At 58.9% G+C, this 16,456-nt stretch carries 16 protein-coding genes; 12 read left to right on the top strand and 4 right to left on the bottom strand.

All coding sequences use genetic code 11. The features are described from left to right. The 4 genes from PMI27_RS23120 to PMI27_RS23135 all read left to right on the top strand — a co-directional run bounded on the left by PMI27_RS23120 (nt 1) and on the right by PMI27_RS23135 (nt 5,845). A complete protein-coding gene (locus tag PMI27_RS23120; RefSeq protein ID WP_008155211.1) occupies nt 1-1,131 on the top strand; it encodes a LuxE/PaaK family acyltransferase in 1,131 nt (376 codons plus the stop codon). A gap of 1 nt (nt 1,132) precedes the next feature. Further along, on the top strand, nt 1,133-3,535 hold the full coding sequence (locus tag PMI27_RS23125; protein ID WP_008155209.1) for an aldehyde dehydrogenase family protein: 2,403 nt from the start codon (nt 1,133-1,135) through the stop codon (nt 3,533-3,535). 67 nt (nt 3,536-3,602) lie between these two features. Then, a complete protein-coding gene (locus PMI27_RS23130) occupies nt 3,603-4,892 on the top strand; it encodes a phenylacetate--CoA ligase family protein (protein WP_008155207.1) in 1,290 nt (429 codons plus the stop codon). Continuing rightward, nucleotides 4,892-5,845 carry a GNAT family N-acetyltransferase gene (locus tag PMI27_RS23135; protein ID WP_008155206.1) on the top strand — a complete coding sequence of 318 codons (954 nt, stop codon included), beginning with the start codon at nt 4,892-4,894 and terminating at the stop codon, nt 5,843-5,845. Before PMI27_RS23130 ends, PMI27_RS23135 begins: the two co-directional genes overlap by 1 nt. Here the strand turns inward: PMI27_RS23135 and PMI27_RS23140 are convergent. Further along, complete coding sequence (locus PMI27_RS23140) at nt 5,834-6,760, bottom strand: LysR family transcriptional regulator (protein WP_008155205.1); 927 nt, start codon at nt 6,758-6,760, stop codon at nt 5,834-5,836. The genes PMI27_RS23135 and PMI27_RS23140 overlap by 12 nt on opposite strands. A gap of 118 nt (nt 6,761-6,878) precedes the next feature. Between PMI27_RS23140 and PMI27_RS23145 the strand changes: the two genes are divergently transcribed. Then, nucleotides 6,879-7,874, top strand: a complete 996-nt coding sequence (locus tag PMI27_RS23145) for an aldo/keto reductase (RefSeq protein WP_008155202.1) — start codon at nt 6,879-6,881, stop codon at nt 7,872-7,874. A gap of 49 nt (nt 7,875-7,923) precedes the next feature. Here the strand turns inward: PMI27_RS23145 and PMI27_RS23150 are convergent, their stop codons facing one another. Then, the gene (locus PMI27_RS23150) at nt 7,924-8,454 is read right to left on the bottom strand and encodes a hypothetical protein (RefSeq protein WP_008155200.1); all 531 of its coding nucleotides are present in this window, start codon (nt 8,452-8,454) and stop codon (nt 7,924-7,926) included. A 585-nt stretch (nt 8,455-9,039) separates the two neighbouring features. Here PMI27_RS23150 and PMI27_RS23155 point away from each other — a divergent pair. From PMI27_RS23155 to PMI27_RS23185, 7 genes are all read left to right on the top strand, one after another. Next, nucleotides 9,040-9,486: a DUF411 domain-containing protein gene (locus PMI27_RS23155; RefSeq protein WP_008155198.1), complete on the top strand. Its 447-nt coding sequence runs from the start codon at nt 9,040-9,042 to the stop codon at nt 9,484-9,486. Then, on the top strand, nt 9,486-9,920 hold the full coding sequence (locus PMI27_RS23160; RefSeq protein ID WP_008155196.1) for a YqaA family protein: 435 nt from the start codon (nt 9,486-9,488) through the stop codon (nt 9,918-9,920). The genes PMI27_RS23155 and PMI27_RS23160 overlap by 1 nt, the downstream gene beginning before the upstream one ends. An 85-nt stretch (nt 9,921-10,005) precedes the next feature. Next, a complete protein-coding gene (locus PMI27_RS23165; protein ID WP_008155194.1) occupies nt 10,006-11,031 on the top strand; it encodes an alpha/beta fold hydrolase in 1,026 nt (341 codons plus the stop codon). A gap of 13 nt (nt 11,032-11,044) precedes the next feature. Next, the gene (locus tag PMI27_RS23170; protein ID WP_008155193.1) at nt 11,045-11,998 is read left to right on the top strand and encodes a D-2-hydroxyacid dehydrogenase family protein; all 954 of its coding nucleotides are present in this window, start codon (nt 11,045-11,047) and stop codon (nt 11,996-11,998) included. A gap of 284 nt (nt 11,999-12,282) precedes the next feature. After that, nucleotides 12,283-12,816: a tetratricopeptide repeat protein gene (locus PMI27_RS23175; protein ID WP_008155191.1), complete on the top strand. Its 534-nt coding sequence runs from the start codon at nt 12,283-12,285 to the stop codon at nt 12,814-12,816. A gap of 54 nt (nt 12,817-12,870) precedes the next feature. Beyond that, entirely contained in the window at nt 12,871-13,368 is a 498-nt protein-coding gene (locus PMI27_RS23180; RefSeq protein WP_202962622.1) for a sigma-70 family RNA polymerase sigma factor, read from the top strand. Further along, nucleotides 13,365-14,141, top strand: coding sequence for an anti-sigma factor family protein (locus PMI27_RS23185; RefSeq protein ID WP_008155187.1), 777 nt, complete (start codon nt 13,365-13,367; stop codon nt 14,139-14,141). Before PMI27_RS23180 ends, PMI27_RS23185 begins: the two co-directional genes overlap by 4 nt. Before the next feature lie 65 nt (nt 14,142-14,206). On the opposite strand, the gene PMI27_RS23190 is transcribed toward PMI27_RS23185, so the two are convergent. Both PMI27_RS23190 and PMI27_RS23195 read right to left on the bottom strand, forming a co-directional pair. After that, nucleotides 14,207-15,508, bottom strand: coding sequence for an ATP-binding protein (locus PMI27_RS23190; protein ID WP_008155185.1), 1,302 nt, complete (start codon nt 15,506-15,508; stop codon nt 14,207-14,209). A 4-nt stretch (nt 15,509-15,512) separates the two neighbouring features. Further along, on the bottom strand, nt 15,513-16,214 hold the full coding sequence (locus PMI27_RS23195) for a response regulator transcription factor (RefSeq protein ID WP_008155184.1): 702 nt from the start codon (nt 16,212-16,214) through the stop codon (nt 15,513-15,515). Nucleotides 16,215-16,456 lie beyond the last annotated feature (242 nt).

Genomic DNA, 16,456 nt, shown 5'->3' with positions numbered 1-16,456 from the left:
ATGATCCATTTACCCCACACCGATGCGCTCTGCGCGTTAACGCAACCCTATTGCCTGGATTCCGTACCCGAGGGCCTGTTCGACCAGGCGATGGGGGAAATCAGCCTGTTTCATTGTCACCACACGCCTGGCTACGAACGCTGGCTAAACGCCAACGGGCTCGATGCAAAGGACCTGGAGACACTGGATGACTGGTCAAGACTGCCGCCGATCTTCGCCAACTATTTCAAACGTCACCTGTTGTTCAGCCCCACCGGCGAAGGCGCGCTGGAGCTGACCTCATCCGGCACCAGCGGCCAGAAGAGTCGCATGCGCTATGACCTTCGCAGCATGGCAGCGGCTCAAGGCATGGTGAGCCACATTTTCCGGCATTACGGCTGGGAGACTCCGCACAGCCCCTGCAATTATTTGCTTCTGAGCTACGAGCCCGAGGCTGCCATCACCTTGGGCACCGCTTACACCGACCAGTTTCTCTGCAGCTATGCGCCCGTCAATCGGGTCGTCTACGGATTGCGGCGGACGGGTAAAGGTCACGAGTTCGACCTGTTTGGCGTGATTCGCGCCTTGCAGGAGTTTGCCGACGAGGGATTGCCCGTGAGGATTCTCGGATTTCCTGCATTCCTTTCCCATGCGCTACAGCACATGGAAAACACCTGCGCACCGAATCTCGAGCTTCCCGCTCAGTCATTGGTGTTTTTGGGGGGCGGCTGGAAAAACCAGGCAGCCCAAGAGATTCCCCTGCTTGAGCTGTATGCCCGAATCAACCGGCAATTAGGTATCGACCTGTCCCGCTGTCGGGATGGCTACGGTGCCGTCGAGCATGCCGTGCCCTATATCCAATGTGCCCGCCATCATTTTCATGCCCCCATTTACTCGAAGGTTTTCGTGCGCAACCCATCCGATTTCACGGTCCAGCCATACGGCCAGCGCGGCTTGCTGGAATTCGTCTCCCCGTACATTTCGTCAAGCCCTGCTCACGCTGTGGTCATGGGCGATCTGGCGACATTACACCCCGGTGCACATTGCGGATGCGGCCTGACGACCGATTGGTTCGAGCTGCACGGACGCGCCGGCACCACCGCCAGTCGCAGCTGCGCCATGGCGGCTTCCGAATTGCTGGGAGGAGCTTGATATGTTACTCATCAATGGCCAACTGCGTGACGACGTTACCCCGGAAAGCGCCCTCGACAGCCTTCGAAAACAATTACCCGGGTTGCTTTCTGCACCGATCGACAGCGAGACCGTCATCGAAGCCGCGGCTCGTTTCGCCACGCAATTACAGACTCGCAGCCTGAACCTGCCTCTGGACAACGATCAATGTCAGGGGTTGATCGAGTTCTGCCAGCGCAGCAACCTGAACATGAAGCTTGAGCGAGAACTGGGCTCGCAACCCCGTTCGCTGAGACGTATCGACTACCAGCGGCCACACTTTGAAAGCTGGCACCCCTTGGGACTGGTGGTGCATGTGACGCCAGGCAATGCGCCGATGCTCGCGTTCTGCGCGGTTCTCGAAAGCCTGCTGGCCGGTAATATCAACTGGTTACGCCCCAGCGCCAGCGATGCGGGGTTGACTGCGCAATTGCTGGCTGCCTTTGTGAAGTGCGACACCACCGCCAGGCTTGCCGAATTCGTCGCGGTGTTGCCCGTGGGCACTTCCTGGATAGCCGAACTCTGCGCTCAGGCCGATGGCGTGTCAGCCTGGGGCGGTGAAAAGGCGCTCAAAGCGATACGTCAGCAGATCCCCGCCGGATGTCGCTGGATCGATTGGGGGCACAGGATCAGTTTCGCTTATCTGTCGCCTGACGCGGCCAGCCCTTCGGCGCTGGATGCGTTGGTGGATGAAGTGTGCAGTCTGGATCAACAAGCGTGTTCCAGCCCGCAATGGGTGCTGGTGGATAGCAATGATCCGGCCATCCTGCAGGACTTGGGCGAGCGTTTGAGCGATGCCTTCAAACGTCGCGCGTCGCACTGGCCGGCGCTGGTGCCCACGGACCAGGAAGCGTGCGAGATCACCACCCGCACGGCCATGGCGCAACTGGATTACTGTTTTGCGAACCAGACCGGCCAGGTCTGGGCCGGCCACGGGTGGCGGATCATCTGGGAACACCATCAGACGCTCGCGCCTTCGCCGCTGTTTCGTACGGTGCTGCTCAAACCCGTACCGCAACACTTGATCGCCGAGACGCTGTTGCCCTGGCGCACGGTCCTGCAAAGCTGCGCACTGATTTGCTCTGCGACAGAAACGCCAGGACTTGCTCGAGCGCTGGTCAACGCCGGCGTTACCCGTATTGCAGCGTGTGGCGGGATTCATGACGGCTACGCCGGTGAGCCCCATGATGGCGTCTACGCGTTGACGCGTCTGAGTCGCCGCCTCTCGGTGAGTCTGGCACCTGATGTGCTGACGGGCCATGCAACGCTCGACCCGGCCCCGCCCGCCCTTGACACCGCCCATGCGCCGATCATGGACAAAAACGCCTTCACGACCCAGCCGATGGGTACCGCAGCACAATTGTATTTTCGCTCTGGAGGCAGCAGCGGCACTCCGGCTCTCGCCGGGTACAGCTATCGCGACTTTCAACGGCAGATGCGCGCAGCGGCAGACGGCCTGTTCGCCGCCGGGCTCGATCCTGCACAGGACCGGGTCATGAACCTGCTTTACGGCGGCAGCCTGTACGGAGGTTTCCTCAGTTTTACCAAAATACTGGAACAGATGGGCGTCACTCATTTCCCCATGGGTGGGCCCCTGGACGATGACTTCAGCGAAATCGCCCAACTGATCGTCGACCAGGGTGTCAACGTGCTGATTGGCATGCCGAACACCTTGCATCGTCTGTTCTTCAACGAACAGACCCGGCTCCGCGCGTACGCCGGTATCAGCAAAGTGTTCCTCGGCGGCGAGCATCCGGGCCAAACCAGCCTGAGCCTCATGGAAAGCTGCGGCGTCTCGATGATCCGCTCGGCGATCTATGGTTCCGTCGACGCCGGTCCCTTGGGGCATGCGTGCGCAGCCACCGCGAGCGGGGTGTTTCACTTGATGTGCGATGCCCAGCATCTGGAAATTGTGCAGATCGAACAGGATGAACCGGTTCAGGCCAATGAGATCGGTCGCCTGCTGTTTACTTCACGAGCGCGGCAAGGCCAATCCGTGCGCCGATATGACGTGGGCGATACCGGTCGCTGGGTACCCGGAGCCTGTCCGTGCGGGCTGGACTCACCCCGCTTCGAACTGCTCCAGCGCCACGGCAAACTGGTGCGAATGGGCACGGTGTTCATTTCGCCGTCGGCTCTGCAGGATAGCGTCGGCGCGCCCATTCAGATTGTTCTGGACCACACCCCTGATGGCGTCGAGCGACTCAACGTTCTAACGGATGCAGACATCCACCACGTTCGCAACGCATTGCTGAGCCATGAAGCGCTGGCCACTGCCGTAAACGCCAACCTGGTCTCTGTCGAAGTTCAAGTGTGCATGGAGCAAGCGTTCACTCGAAACAAACACAGCGGGAAAACACCGTTGGTTATTGATAACAGAAAATAAAAATACAGCCAGCTACTCACAACGTGTTTTTTAACCGCCTAGACGCCTGATAAAAAAAGAGAACCCAGTGAAACTACCTTACTCGCTTGAACAACTTGTGCCTTATGTACGGCAACACTCCAAGTTCTACTGCACACGCCTGAAACATTTACCACTGAACAGTACTGATTTAAAAGATTTACCACTGATCAACGTGACCGACTATTGGGCCGACAGCAATGACCTGCAACACTGGCCGGTCCTGACACGCACTGTCGATGATGCTCTGGTGTTTAAAACGGGAGGGTCGACCCAACAGGGTAAACTCTCGGTTTACTCCCGCGACGAATGGCACGCCATGGTGAGTACGTTTGGTCAAAGTCTCGCGACTCAACTCAACCACGGTGACCGGGTCGCGAATCTGTTTTTTTCCGGAGATCTTTACGCCAGTTTTCTGTTCACACATCACTCATTGGCGCATGTCGGGAAATCCATCTGCGAATTCCCGTTTACCGGCCAAGTCGAACTGGATGGACTGGCAGACGCCATTGCCCGGCATAGAATCAATGTTCTGGCCGGGGTGCCGGCACAACTACTGCGATTCTCCGCGTACCTGGCACAGCATCGGCAAGTGCTGTGCGGGGTCGAAACGCTGCTTTATGCAGGAGAAAGCCTGTTTGCTGCGCAACTGGCAATCTTCGCCGAAGTGTTCCCCAACGCTCGCATCGCTTCGATTGGATATGCCAGCGTGGACGCCGGTCTCATCGGGGCCTCCGATCGCGACTGTGCCTTGGGTGAACACCGGGGGTTCGACCAACATACCTTGTTGGAAATCGTCGATGAACTCACCGGTGAAGTCATCGAGGAATGCGATCGCACCGGCTTGTTAGTGGTGACCAATCTGACTCGTCGACTCATGCCACTGCTGCGTTATCCGGTGGGTGATCGTGCCTGCTGGCGAGAACCCAGCGCGACCCCGAGGCGTAAATTTGCGCTAAAGGGGCGAAGTGCCGACAGCCAGCGGATACGAGTCGGTGTGCTGTCGCTGTTTCCCAGCGAAATAAGCGAGATCGTCCAGCGGACTGCCAATAGCGACCAATGGCAGTTACTGATCGAACATACCGGTTACAAGGATATTCTAAGTCTGAAATGGGTACCCGAGCCTCACCCATATAATGTCGAACCAATGCGCCAAGTATTACAGGAAGCGCTGGTCACCCAATACCCCGGCATCGACGACCTGAGTCGCGATGGGCTGCTCGAGTTCCGGGTCCTGCCCTGCGCAGTCAAAGACTTGAGCCTGCATCCCCGCTCCGGCAAACAACCGAGGATCCTGGACTTACGAGTGTATGACGCCCCCTCGCCGGAGCCCGAGTAATGAGCCGGTTGATTTTTCGGCGCTACCAGCCGTCCGACGCACAGGCCGTCAGCCAGTTACTTCGCGAGATCTACGGCGATCATTACGGCAGGCCAGATATTTACTTGCCGGCCATGATCAGTCAGCACAATGCCGAGGGCCGCTGGCAATCCGTCGTTGCGGTGGACGACAAGCGGGTACTGGGACACGCCGCGTTGTGCCTTGATGCGACTTCATTAACCGCTGAAATGGCGCTCATGGCGGTGCATCCCGCCGCTCAGGGAAAACGTGTGGCAACGCTTCTTGGTTCGCAACTCATCGAGCTTTCAGAGTCCTTGAAACTCGAAAGCCTTTCGATCAAGCAAGTGACTCACCACCCGTACACTCAACGCATGGCAGAAAAAATCGGTTTCCACAGCACGGGTTTGCTTCCCGACTACATCGCTTCGCCACTCACTGAACCGTTGCGGGAAACCATGGTGATGGGTTATCACATCAATGAAGGGCACGAACGCCCGCTCCCCAATATCCCATGGCCCGACAGTTGCCGCGCGCTCATGCAGCACCTTTGTTCAGTGTTTGGCACTCACCAGGGCATGGCGCCTTGCGTCCATCCACCCATGCAAATTGAACAACACCATGAACGGTTCGAAATACTCATACAGCGCTTGAACAATCATCTCCTGGATGAAATCCGACTCCTGCCCAGGCACTGGCTGATCTCGGTCAAACTCGAACTGTCCTGGCACTTTGCCGAAGATTTACACAATTTGTCGGCCCTTGGTTTCACCTTCACCGGGCTGATGCCCACGCACTACAGTAAAGGGTGGCTCGCACTGTTTCATCGAGGGGCGCAGTCTCGACACCTCACCCTGCACTGTCCGCACATGCAACACTTGCATGACGATTTACAGCAAAACGCCAGCACGCAGAGTAGCGCCGAAGCGCTGAACAGAGCCCGCTCAGCCGCGTGAGGCTTTTCGATAAAAGTCATTGCCCGGCTGCGCGTAAAGCTCCACCAGCCAGTCGACAAACACCCTCACCCGCCGGGACAACTGGCGGTGTGGCGGGTAAAGCGCCGTCAGCGGCATCCCCGGTGTCGGCACCGCCCTGAGGACTTCACACAACCGGCCTTCGCTCAGCTGGCGGGCTACGTGGTAATACGGAGTCTGGACCAGACCATACCCCGCCTCACACGCGGCCAGGTAACCATCGGCGCTGTTGACCGAAACTTGCTTGGGCAGATCAATGAGCTGAACCTGATCATTGACCATGAACTCCAGCCCATAACGCTTGCCATTGCTGCTGGAGAAGTACTCCACCATCTGATGGCCTTCAAGGTCAGCCAGACACTGAGGCGTTCCGAATCGCTTCAGGTAGTCGGGGCTGGCACACGTGACCTGATCCAGCATCGCCAACGGTCGCGCCACCAGTGAATCGTCCAGTGAGTCACCGCCCCGCAGCACGCAATCGACGCCTTCGCGTATCAGGTCGACTGGCCGGTCATTCAAGCCGATTTCCAGCTCGATCAAGGGATATCGAGCAGTAAATTGCGGTAATGCCGGAATCACCATCAAGCGTCCCACGCCCGCCGGCATGTCCACGCGCAACAGTCCCTTGGGGTTATTGCGTGCAGCGCTGAACACCGCTTCGGTTTCCTCCAGGTCCGCCAGCAACCGTACACAACGAGGGTAATAGGCCGCGCCGTCGAGCGTCAGGCTGATCTGCCGCGTCGTGCGTTGCAGCAATTGCACACCGAGATGCGCCTCCAGCTGTTTGATCAGAATGGTCACTGAGGCACGGGGCAACTGCAGGCTATCTGCCGCCTTGGCGAAGCCGCCCAGTTCGACGATTCGAGTGAACACGCGCATCGCGTTAAAACGGTCCATTGTTTTTGCTTACCGGCTGATTATTTAGAAATTACGAACAGTGATAGCAGTTTTAGCCGGTTTATCTTGTTTCTGTCGAGGTCAACAATGGACTCCACATTCACAGGGAGCTGATTTTATGCAAACACGTCAACTGGGCAAAAACGGTCCACTCGTCAGCGCGATGGGTCTGGGCTGCATGGGCATGACCGATTTCTACACGACGGGTGTGGACATCCGCGAAGCCACGGCCACTCTGCACCGCGCGCTGGAGCTGGGGATCAACCTGCTCGACACCGCTGACATGTATGGCCCGCACACCAATGAAGAACTGATCGGCAAGGCCATCGTCGGCAAACGCGACCAGGTGTTCCTGGCCAGCAAATTCGGGATCGTCCGCGACCCGGGCAATCCGGTTGCGCGGGGCGTCAACGGCCGACCGGAGTACATTCGCGCCTCTATCGACGGCACCCTCAAGCGCCTCGGTGTCGAGACCCTGGATTTGTACTACCAGCACCGCATCGATCCGCAGGTGGCCATCGAGGAAACCGTCGGTGCCATGGCCGAACTGGTGAAAGCCGGCAAGGTTCGGTACCTGGGTTTGAGCGAGGCCTCGGTCACAACGCTTGAGCGAGCACACAAGGTTCATCCGATCAGTGCACTGCAGAGCGAGTATTCGTTGTGGAGCCGTGATCAGGAGGAAAACGGTTGTCTGGCCGCATGTCAGCGTCTGGGTGTCGCCTTCGTCCCCTACAGCCCTTTGGGCCGTGGTTTTCTCACCGGAGCCCTAAAAAGCCCTGATGATTTCGCGGCAGACGACTACCGGCGCTTCAGCCCGCGCTTTCAAGGCGAGAACTTCGCCAAAAACCTGTTGTTGGTGCAGCAAGTGCAAGACCTGGCCGCAGAAAAAGGCGTGACCGCCGGCCAACTGGCGCTGGCATGGGTACTGGCTCAGGGCGATTACGTGATCCCGATTCCGGGAACCAAACAGCGTAAATACCTGGAAGAAAATGTGGCCGCGCTGGATGTGAAGCTCAGCGGCGAAGACTTGCAAGCGCTGGAATCGATATTCCCGGCCAATGCCACGGCCGGTTTACGTTACCCGGAAGAAGTCATGGAGTTGCTTGACCGGTAGCCGACGCCTGGCCCATTCGACACGTTGAGTGGGCCAGGACAATCAGGCGTCACGCCTTGGAGCTGACGCCCTTGTCGGTCGGCACCGTCGTGCCGTTACCCTTGCCGTAAGTGTGTAAATTTTGCAGCACGTAGATCGCCGTCTTGTATTCCGGGATCAGGCCGACAGCGTACTTGTCACCCCTGATACTGTTGTTCTGAATCGTGTCCAGTTGCGTGGCGAAATACTCCAGTGCGTTGAATTTCGCATCCGGGTCTTTCTGAACCCCAAACCGGTCAAACTTGTCACCGGCATTCATTAGCGTCATCGACGTAATATCGGAAATCAGGCCTTTACCTCTCAAGAAGGCGCTGAGATTGCCCAGTTGTTTGGCGGTGACATTTTCCGGGTCGAAACCTTTGATGTTTCTGTGCAGTTTCTGCTCATCCATTTTCGCGGTGTTCAGCAAAGTTGGATTGGTACCCACCAAAGCCAGCATCTGCCTGACCCTGGCGCTTTGCGTCACAGGCTTGCCGGCGCCCGTGTCCTTGACCAGCAAACCTGCCTTGGCCGTCCAGGCCCCGGTATAGCCGATAGTCATGACCGAACTCCCGACTGCGTTACCTGATGCAGACGTCCGTGTGAGGCGACCATAGAAAGTTCCTTGTTTAGTCTGGTTTAGAGCGGGCGAGTATCAGCCTGGCCACTAGCCACACCAACAATTATTTCCGACTTTTTACAATTCTCGTACATTTAAGATACAACCGGGCAAGTGCCCTGTTTCATTGGTCTATAGATTAATTTAGAAAGTGGTACAGACACTAAATATGTACTATTAACCTGTTGGTTAGTTAGTTTGTATAAATTACGACATCTCTCACTGCGCACCGTCCGTACCTCGCGGCGTTCTTGTCCGTGCTGATGGGGCGGTTCAAGGTTCGTTAACCGCTGTTGAGTTACATACAATCCCTGTGGCGAGGGGGTTTACCCCCGTTGGGCTGCGAAGCGGCCCCATAAAATCTACGACTGCTGCGCAGCCGAACGGGGCGATGCGGCGTTCCGATAAACCCCCTCGCCACAAATGATTTTGCGTCGACCGTATTACTTCGAAACAATCTCCTGCCTCGATGCTGGCTAAAATGGTCAAAATGCATTTTTTTGGCCGCAATTCGAGACGAGATTCCCCATGCGAACCCACCTGCGTCTGGTCGCCCTGAGCGCCCTGTTCATCTCCTCCCTGGCCCAGGCCGCCGACCTGATTCCGATCGAGGTTCACCGCGATGCCAATTGCGGTTGCTGCAAAAAATGGATCAGTCATCTGGAAGCCAACGGCTTCAAAGTCGACGATCACGTCGAAGCCAATATGAGCGAATTCAAGCAACAGCACGGCGTGCCTCCGCGCCTGGCGTCGTGCCATACCGGCTTGATCAACGGCAAATTCGTTGAAGGTCATGTCCCCGCCGATCAGGTGCTGGCCTTGAGCAAGCGCGACGATCTGTTGGGCGTTGCCGCCCCCGGCATGCCCATGGGTTCACCCGGCATGGAAATGGACGGCATGAGCGATGCGTATCAAGTGATCGGCCTGAAAAAAGACGGCACTGACGTGGTGGTGGCGGACTACCCCGCCCATTGATGTTCGGTGCGTACATCGGGCTGTTCTTCGCTGCATTCGGCGCAGCCACCCTGCTGCCCTTGCAGTCCGAAGCGGTGTTGGTGGGGCTGTTGCTCAGCGGCAAGTATTGGCTCTGGTCGCTGCTCGCCGTGGCGACACTGGGCAATGTTCTGGGATCACTGCTGAACTGGTGGCTGGGGCGCTGTATCGAGCGGTTTCGTGACCGGCGCTGGTTTCCGGTCAGCCCGCGCCATCTGGAAAAAGCCCGAGTCCATTATCAGCGTTACGGTCATTGGTCGTTGCTGCTGAGCTGGGTACCTGTGATCGGTGATCCGCTGACCCTGGTGGCCGGCGTGATGCGCGAGCCGCTGGGGAGATTCCTGCTGATCGTGACCCTTGCCAAAGGCGCCCGTTATGGTGTGTTGGCCATGGCCACAGTGGGCTGGATGGGTTGAACGATCATCCACGGCGATTGCCTGTGTTTAATGTCGCCCTAATCATGCCGATCCAGCATCGGCCGATTTCCAATGGAGTCCGCCCATGTCCCTCACCCGCTCCCGCTGGCTGCCCGGCCTGCTGCTGACCGCTGCATTGCCTGTCATCGCCCACGCCGAAGGCCCGGAATATGGCCCGCAGCTGCAAGGGTTCGAGTACCCCTACACGGTCAAGCATTTCGCCTTTGAGTCCCAGGGCAAATCCCTGCAAATGGGCTACATGGATGTCGCCGCCCACGGCAAGGCCAATGGACGCAGCGTGGTGCTGATGCACGGCAAGAATTTCTGCGGTGCCACCTGGGACAGTTCGATCAAGGCCCTGAGTGAGGCCGGTTACCGGGTCATTGCCCCGGACCAGATCGGTTTCTGCACCTCCAGCAAACCCGACCATTATCAGTACAGCTTCCAGCAACTGGCGACCAACACCCAGCAATTGCTCAAGGCCCTCGGCATTCAAAAGGCCAGTGTTCTCGGGCACTCCACCGGCGGCATGCTCGCCACTCGCTATGCGCTGCAATACCCCGATCAAGTCGAACAACTGGCACTGGTCAACCCCATCGGCCTGGAAGACTGGAAAGCCCTCGGCGTGCCCTATCGCACGGTTGATCAATGGTATGAGCGCGAGCTGAAACTCACCGCCGATGGCATCCGCACCTATGAACGCAACACCTATTACGGCGGCCGCTGGAAGCCTGAATTCGATCGCTGGGTAGACATGCTCGCCGGGCTGAACAAAGGACCGGGGCATACGCAGGTGGCGTGGAATTCGGCGCTGATCTACGACATGATCTTCACCCAACCGGTGTACTACGAGTTCAAGGACCTGAAGATGCCGACCCTGCTGCTGATCGGTACATCCGACACCACGGCCATCGGCAGCGACATCGCACCGCCCGAGGTCAAGGCGAAACTCGGTCACTACGACGTCCTCGGCAAGCAGGTAGCGAAACTGATTCCCCGGTCGACGCTGGTCGAATTCCCCGACATGGGCCACGCGCCGCAAATGGAAGAACCGGCGCAATTTCACCAGGCCCTGCTCGCCTGGCTGAACAAAACCAACCCCGTTCATTGATGAGGTAAGGCTGATGGCAGTGCAGATTGCGGTGATTGATGACTGGCAGGACGTGGCCCGTGACGTGGTGGACTGGTCGGTGCTGGACGACATCGGTGAAGTGAGCTTCATCCATGACTACCCTGCCGACAACGAAACCCTGGCGGCACGGCTGGGCGAGTTCGAGGTGATCTGCGTGATGCGCGAACGCACCCGGTTCGATGAGGACCTGCTGCGGTGCTTACCGAAACTCAAACTGCTGGTCACCGGCAGCATGCGCAACGCCGCCCTGGACCTGAAAGCCGCCGCCGCGCTGGGCATCCAGGTTTGTGGCACTGACAGCTACAAGCACGCCGCGCCGGAACTGACCTGGGCGCTGATCATGGCGGCGACCCGCAACCTGGTGGTCGAAGCCAACGCCCTGCGCGCAGGTTTATGGCAGCAAAGCCTGGGTGGCGACCTGCACGGCAAGACCCTGGCGATCCTGGGTCTGGGCAGCATCGGCACTCGCGTTGCCCAGTTCGGTCAGGTGTTCGGCATGCGGGTGATTGCCTGGAGCGAGAACCTGACCGCCGAACGCGCAGCCGAAGTCGGCGTGACCTACGTCAGTAAACAGGAACTGTTCGAACAGGCCGATGTGCTGTCAGTCCATCTGGTGCTCAGCGAGCGTAGCCGTGGCTTGGTGGACGCCCAGGCGCTGGACTGGATGAAACCCACGGCGCTGCTGGTCAACACGGCCCGTGGTCCGATTGTCGATGAGGCTGCGTTGATCAAGGCGTTGCAGAAACGGCGACTGGCAGGCGCTGCGCTGGATGTCTTCGAGCAGGAACCCTTGCCGCCTAATCATCCGTTCAGAACCCTGGAGACTGTGCTGGCCACGCCCCACGTCGGGTATGTCAGCCAGCAGAACTATCACCAGTTCTTTTCACAGATGATTGAGGACATTCAAGCCTGGTCTGCGGGAGAGCCGATCCGCGTACTGAGCTGATACCGAGTCATCGTTCTTCGTCGGAACGCCGCCCGGAGCAGGCTCGCTCCCACATTTGATCTGTGTCGTTCACAAAATCAATGTGGGAGCGAGCCTGCTCGCGAATGGCCTCACCACCGATTTAACTGCCCTTCACCGCAACACAGACCACCAGAAAGAAATGAATAATTGTTCACCCTGCGGTGTTCACCTTTCATCGCCCCTGAGAATTGCCCATGAACAACCCAAACCTGAAGCCAGGGCGTGGTACGAACTGAAGCGAATTAACCTGTGGAGCATCGCCCATGACTATCCGTTTTGCTGTTTTTACCGCCCCGCTGTTGCTCGCCGTCGCGTTTTCCAGCTCGCTTGCATTCGCCAATGGCGACGACGAAGAGCCGGCCAAACCCAACTGCCCCAAAGGCCAGGTCTGGGACAGCAAGCAGCACAAATGCCTCAAGCAAACCAGCAGCCTGGTCCCGGACGCCGACCGCACCGATTACGCCTATCGCCTGGCCAAGGACGGTCGCTATGAGGAAGCGCTGGCCCTGCTCGACACCCTCAAACAGCCAAACACCGCCAAGGCTTTGAACTATCGCGGCTACGCCACGCGTAAACTGGGGCGCACCGACGAAGGCATCAGCTATTACCTGCAATCGGTCAAACTTGACCCGCACTACGCGCAAGTTCGCGAATACCTCGGCGAAGCGTATGTGATCAAAGGTCGGCTGGACCTCGCTCAGGAACAGTTGCAGCAGATCAAATCCATCTGCGGCAGCACCACCTGCGAGGAATACCAGGACCTGGCCGAAGCCATCAACGATTCATCGAAAACCTGACACACCGAGCAGACGGAGGTCGCCATCGCCAGCGATCAGGCAATACGGGCAGAACTGGGCCAGCACCTGGCGCGTTTATGGCGCTACGGCCTGCTGCTGTCCCGGCAACGGCATGTCGCCGAAGACCTGGTGCAGGCCACCTGCGTGCGGGCGCTTGAACGTGCCGGGCAGTTTGTCCCGGGTACCCGCATGGACCGCTGGTTGATGAGTATTCTGCATTCGATCTGGCTCAACGAAGTTCGCTCCCGAAGAGTGCGTCATGGACAGGGGCTGGTGGATGCCGACAACGCCTTGTCGTTCGACGGTGAATACGCAGCGCAAACCCATGTCCTCGCGGCTCAGGTGATCAGGCGAGTGGATGCCCTGCCCGAATCCCAGCGGGAAACGGTGTTTCTCGCCTATGTCGAAGGTTTGTCCTACCGCGAAGTGGCCGACGTGCTGGACGTGCCCATTGGCACGGTCATGAGTCGCCTGGCTGCGGCACGCGCGAAACTGGCCGAATACCCGCCATTGCACACCGTGCCGAATCCTTACACTGGAGAACGTCGATGAACGATCACGCACGCCCGTCGTTCCCCTCGGATGAGCAACTGGTGGCCTACCTCGACGACCAGCTCGACAGCGAACAGCGCACCCGCATCGACGCAGCCATCCTTGAAGACCCAACGCTCAACTTGCGCCTGCAATGGCTGGCCCGCAGCAGCCTGCCGTTCAAGGAGGCCTACGACGAGTTGGGCCGACAGGCGCCCATGGACCGCCTGCAATCGATGCTCGACACCTTGCCTTCACCTGAGCGCCCGGCCATGAATCGGCGCTGGTTCCTCGCAGCGGCCGCCGGATTGGTGGTGAGTGGCGTGGTGGCGGATCGGCTGTTCCTCGGTTGGCAGTTGAGCCAGCAAAAGAACAACTGGCGCGCACTGGTGGCCGAGTACATGTCGCTCTACGTGCCGCAAACCCTGGACCACTTGCCCACTGACGAAGCCGCTCAGCGAGCACAACTGCGGACCATCGATGCGCGTCTGGGCCTGAATCTTGTGCCGGCACAACTGGCCCTGCCACGCTCCGAGTTCAAGCGCGCGCAAATCCTCGAGTACGATGGCGTCGCCATTGCCCAAATCACCTACCTGGACCCGGCGCACGGCCCCATGGCGCTGTGCGTCACCCGCTCCAACAGCGGCAGCCGGCATTTCGCCCAGGAGCGCCGGTACGGGATGAACATTGTCTATTGGGCTGACATGCAACATGCCTGGATGTTGATCGGGCATAACCCGGTGGCGGAACTGGAGGACATGGCGAAATTGTTGCGCTCACGTCTCAACGTCTGAACAACGTTGCAACTAACACCGAGCTCCTGTGGCGAGGGGGCTCGGCAGCTGCTACACAGAATGCGTCAGGCTGAGGTGGGCAACCACAAACGAAATCGTGCGCCTCCCAGCGGCGATGCTTCAACGGTGAGCGTGCCGCCCTGAGCTTCCAACGCTCGCCGACTGATTGCCAACCCTAGACCAAACCCGCCCGTGGCCCGATCCCGACTGCGATCCAGCCGATAGAACGGTTCAAATATCCGCTCACGCTCGTCATCCGGAATACCGATCCCGTCGTCGTCCACCCAGATTTCAGCCCCCTTGGCACACACCCGCACACCAATCTGAATGCGTTTTTCGCAGTAGCGCATCGCATTGCGTAGCAGGTTCTGAATGGCGCGGGCAGTCAGCCTTGGGTCGAGGGCGAAGCGTTCGAGTTGTCCGTGCAGGAGCACATCGATAACGATGTCCGGGGATTCCAGTTCTTCGTCAACGCTGCCAAGGATGCTGTCGATAAACTCATCCAGCGACACCTCGACCCGCTCCGGCAGCCGCGCCGGGTTTTGCAGGCGGCTGTAGGACAACAGTTCCAGCACCAGCTCATCGAGTTCGCGAATGTGCGCGACCAGACCTTGCAGACGCTCGCGGCTGGCGGCAGGCAAATCGTCGGACAGAGCCAGCGCCAGGCCGAAATCCAGTCGTGTCAGGGGCGTGCGCAATTCGTGAGAGACGGCATTGAGCAGGTCCCGCTGCTGGTTGAGCAGGTTCTCGATATCGCCAGCCATGGTGTCAAAGACGTTGGCCAGGCTACCGATATTGGAGCTTTTGGAAATCTGTGTGCGCTCGCTCAAGTGGCCCTTGCCGAAACGTTCAGCCGTACCTTTGAGGCGCTCCAGGTCGCGCCAGTGCGGGCGCAACCACAGCAACAGACAGGCGAGCATCGTTGCGCCGATCAGCACGTTGATGCTCCAGTACAACAGGCTGACGTCCATCGGGTCCGGCGGCACGACCATCTCCACCACCGTCCGCTCGTTCAGCGGCGCCACCGCCAGGGTGCGCCAGCCCCAGTCGCCAATGCGGACGACATTCTCGCCACGCTGCAAACGCTTGCGCTCATCAGGGGTGAAATCGGCATCGTCGTTACCGGTCAGGACGATGTCCAGCGGCTGGAATTCCTTGTCCATCTCCGCGGCCAAGGCCGGCCACTGTTCCGGGGGCACGGCGTGAAACTGTTTGACGATGAGGGTTTGCAGCCCGCGCGAATAATCGAGGTTGTAGGTGACAAAGCGTTCCTGGAAAACCTTGATCACCACGTCAGGCACCAGATAGATCGCCGCGCTGTACGAAACGATGGTCACCAGATACAGACGAAACAGGATCCTGAACATCGACTCAGCATTCCCACTCGGAACGGCTGAACAGGTAACCCTTGCCCCACACGGTCTTGATCTTGCGCGCTTCGCCGGCGTGGTCGTCGAACTTGCGCCGCAGCTTGGAAATCGCCACGTCCACCGAGCGGTCCGTGCCGTTGAACTCGATGCCGCGCAGGCGTTGCAGAATCTGGTCGCGACTGAGCACTTCGCCGGCATGCCGAGCGAGTACCACCAGCAGGTTGTATTCACCGCTGGACAGTTCGACCAATTGCTCGCGCCAGGTCACGGTGCGCTCGGACAGGTCGATGCACAGATTGCCCATCAGAATACGGTCGTTGGCCGTCTGCGGTTCGGTGAGGCTGCTGCGCCGCAACAAAGTCCGCACCCGGGCCAGCAACACGCGCGGTTCGCAGGGTTTGGTGACGTAGTCGTCGGCGCCCATTTCCAGGCCAAGCACCTGATCGTGACTGTCGTCGCGGGCGGTCAGCATCAGGATCGGCAACGTGGCCGAATCGGCGCGCAGCAAGCGGCAGACTTGCAGGCCGTCGAGCCCCGGCAGCATCAGGTCGAGGATCACCAAATCCGGCGGATTGACCCGCGCACGTTCGCGCACATGGTCACCACGGCTGATCACGCTGACGCTATAGCCGTTGCGTTCCAGGTAGCTGGCAATCAGTTCGGAGAGCGCGGTGTCGTCTTCGACCAGGAGGATGTTGGGCATGGTGTTTCCAGGGAGTGCAGTGGTGACGGTCAGACCGCCATCGCGGGCAAGCCTTGCTCCTACGGATCTGCGTCGTTAGCACATACCGCTTCCCACTGAAACCTGTAGGAGCAAGGCTTGCCCGCGATGGCGGCGCATCAGTCTCAAAAGGATTCAAGGATATACGCCCTCACGCCCGCCTGAGTAAAACCCTTACACAATTTCACACAGCACCAACAAAGCTTCACCGCTACCCTCGGCGC

Source organism: Pseudomonas sp. GM41(2012) (genome assembly GCF_000282315.2).
Taxonomy (GTDB): domain Bacteria; phylum Pseudomonadota; class Gammaproteobacteria; order Pseudomonadales; family Pseudomonadaceae; genus Aquipseudomonas.
This window is presented reverse-complemented; position numbering and strand designations above follow the sequence as displayed.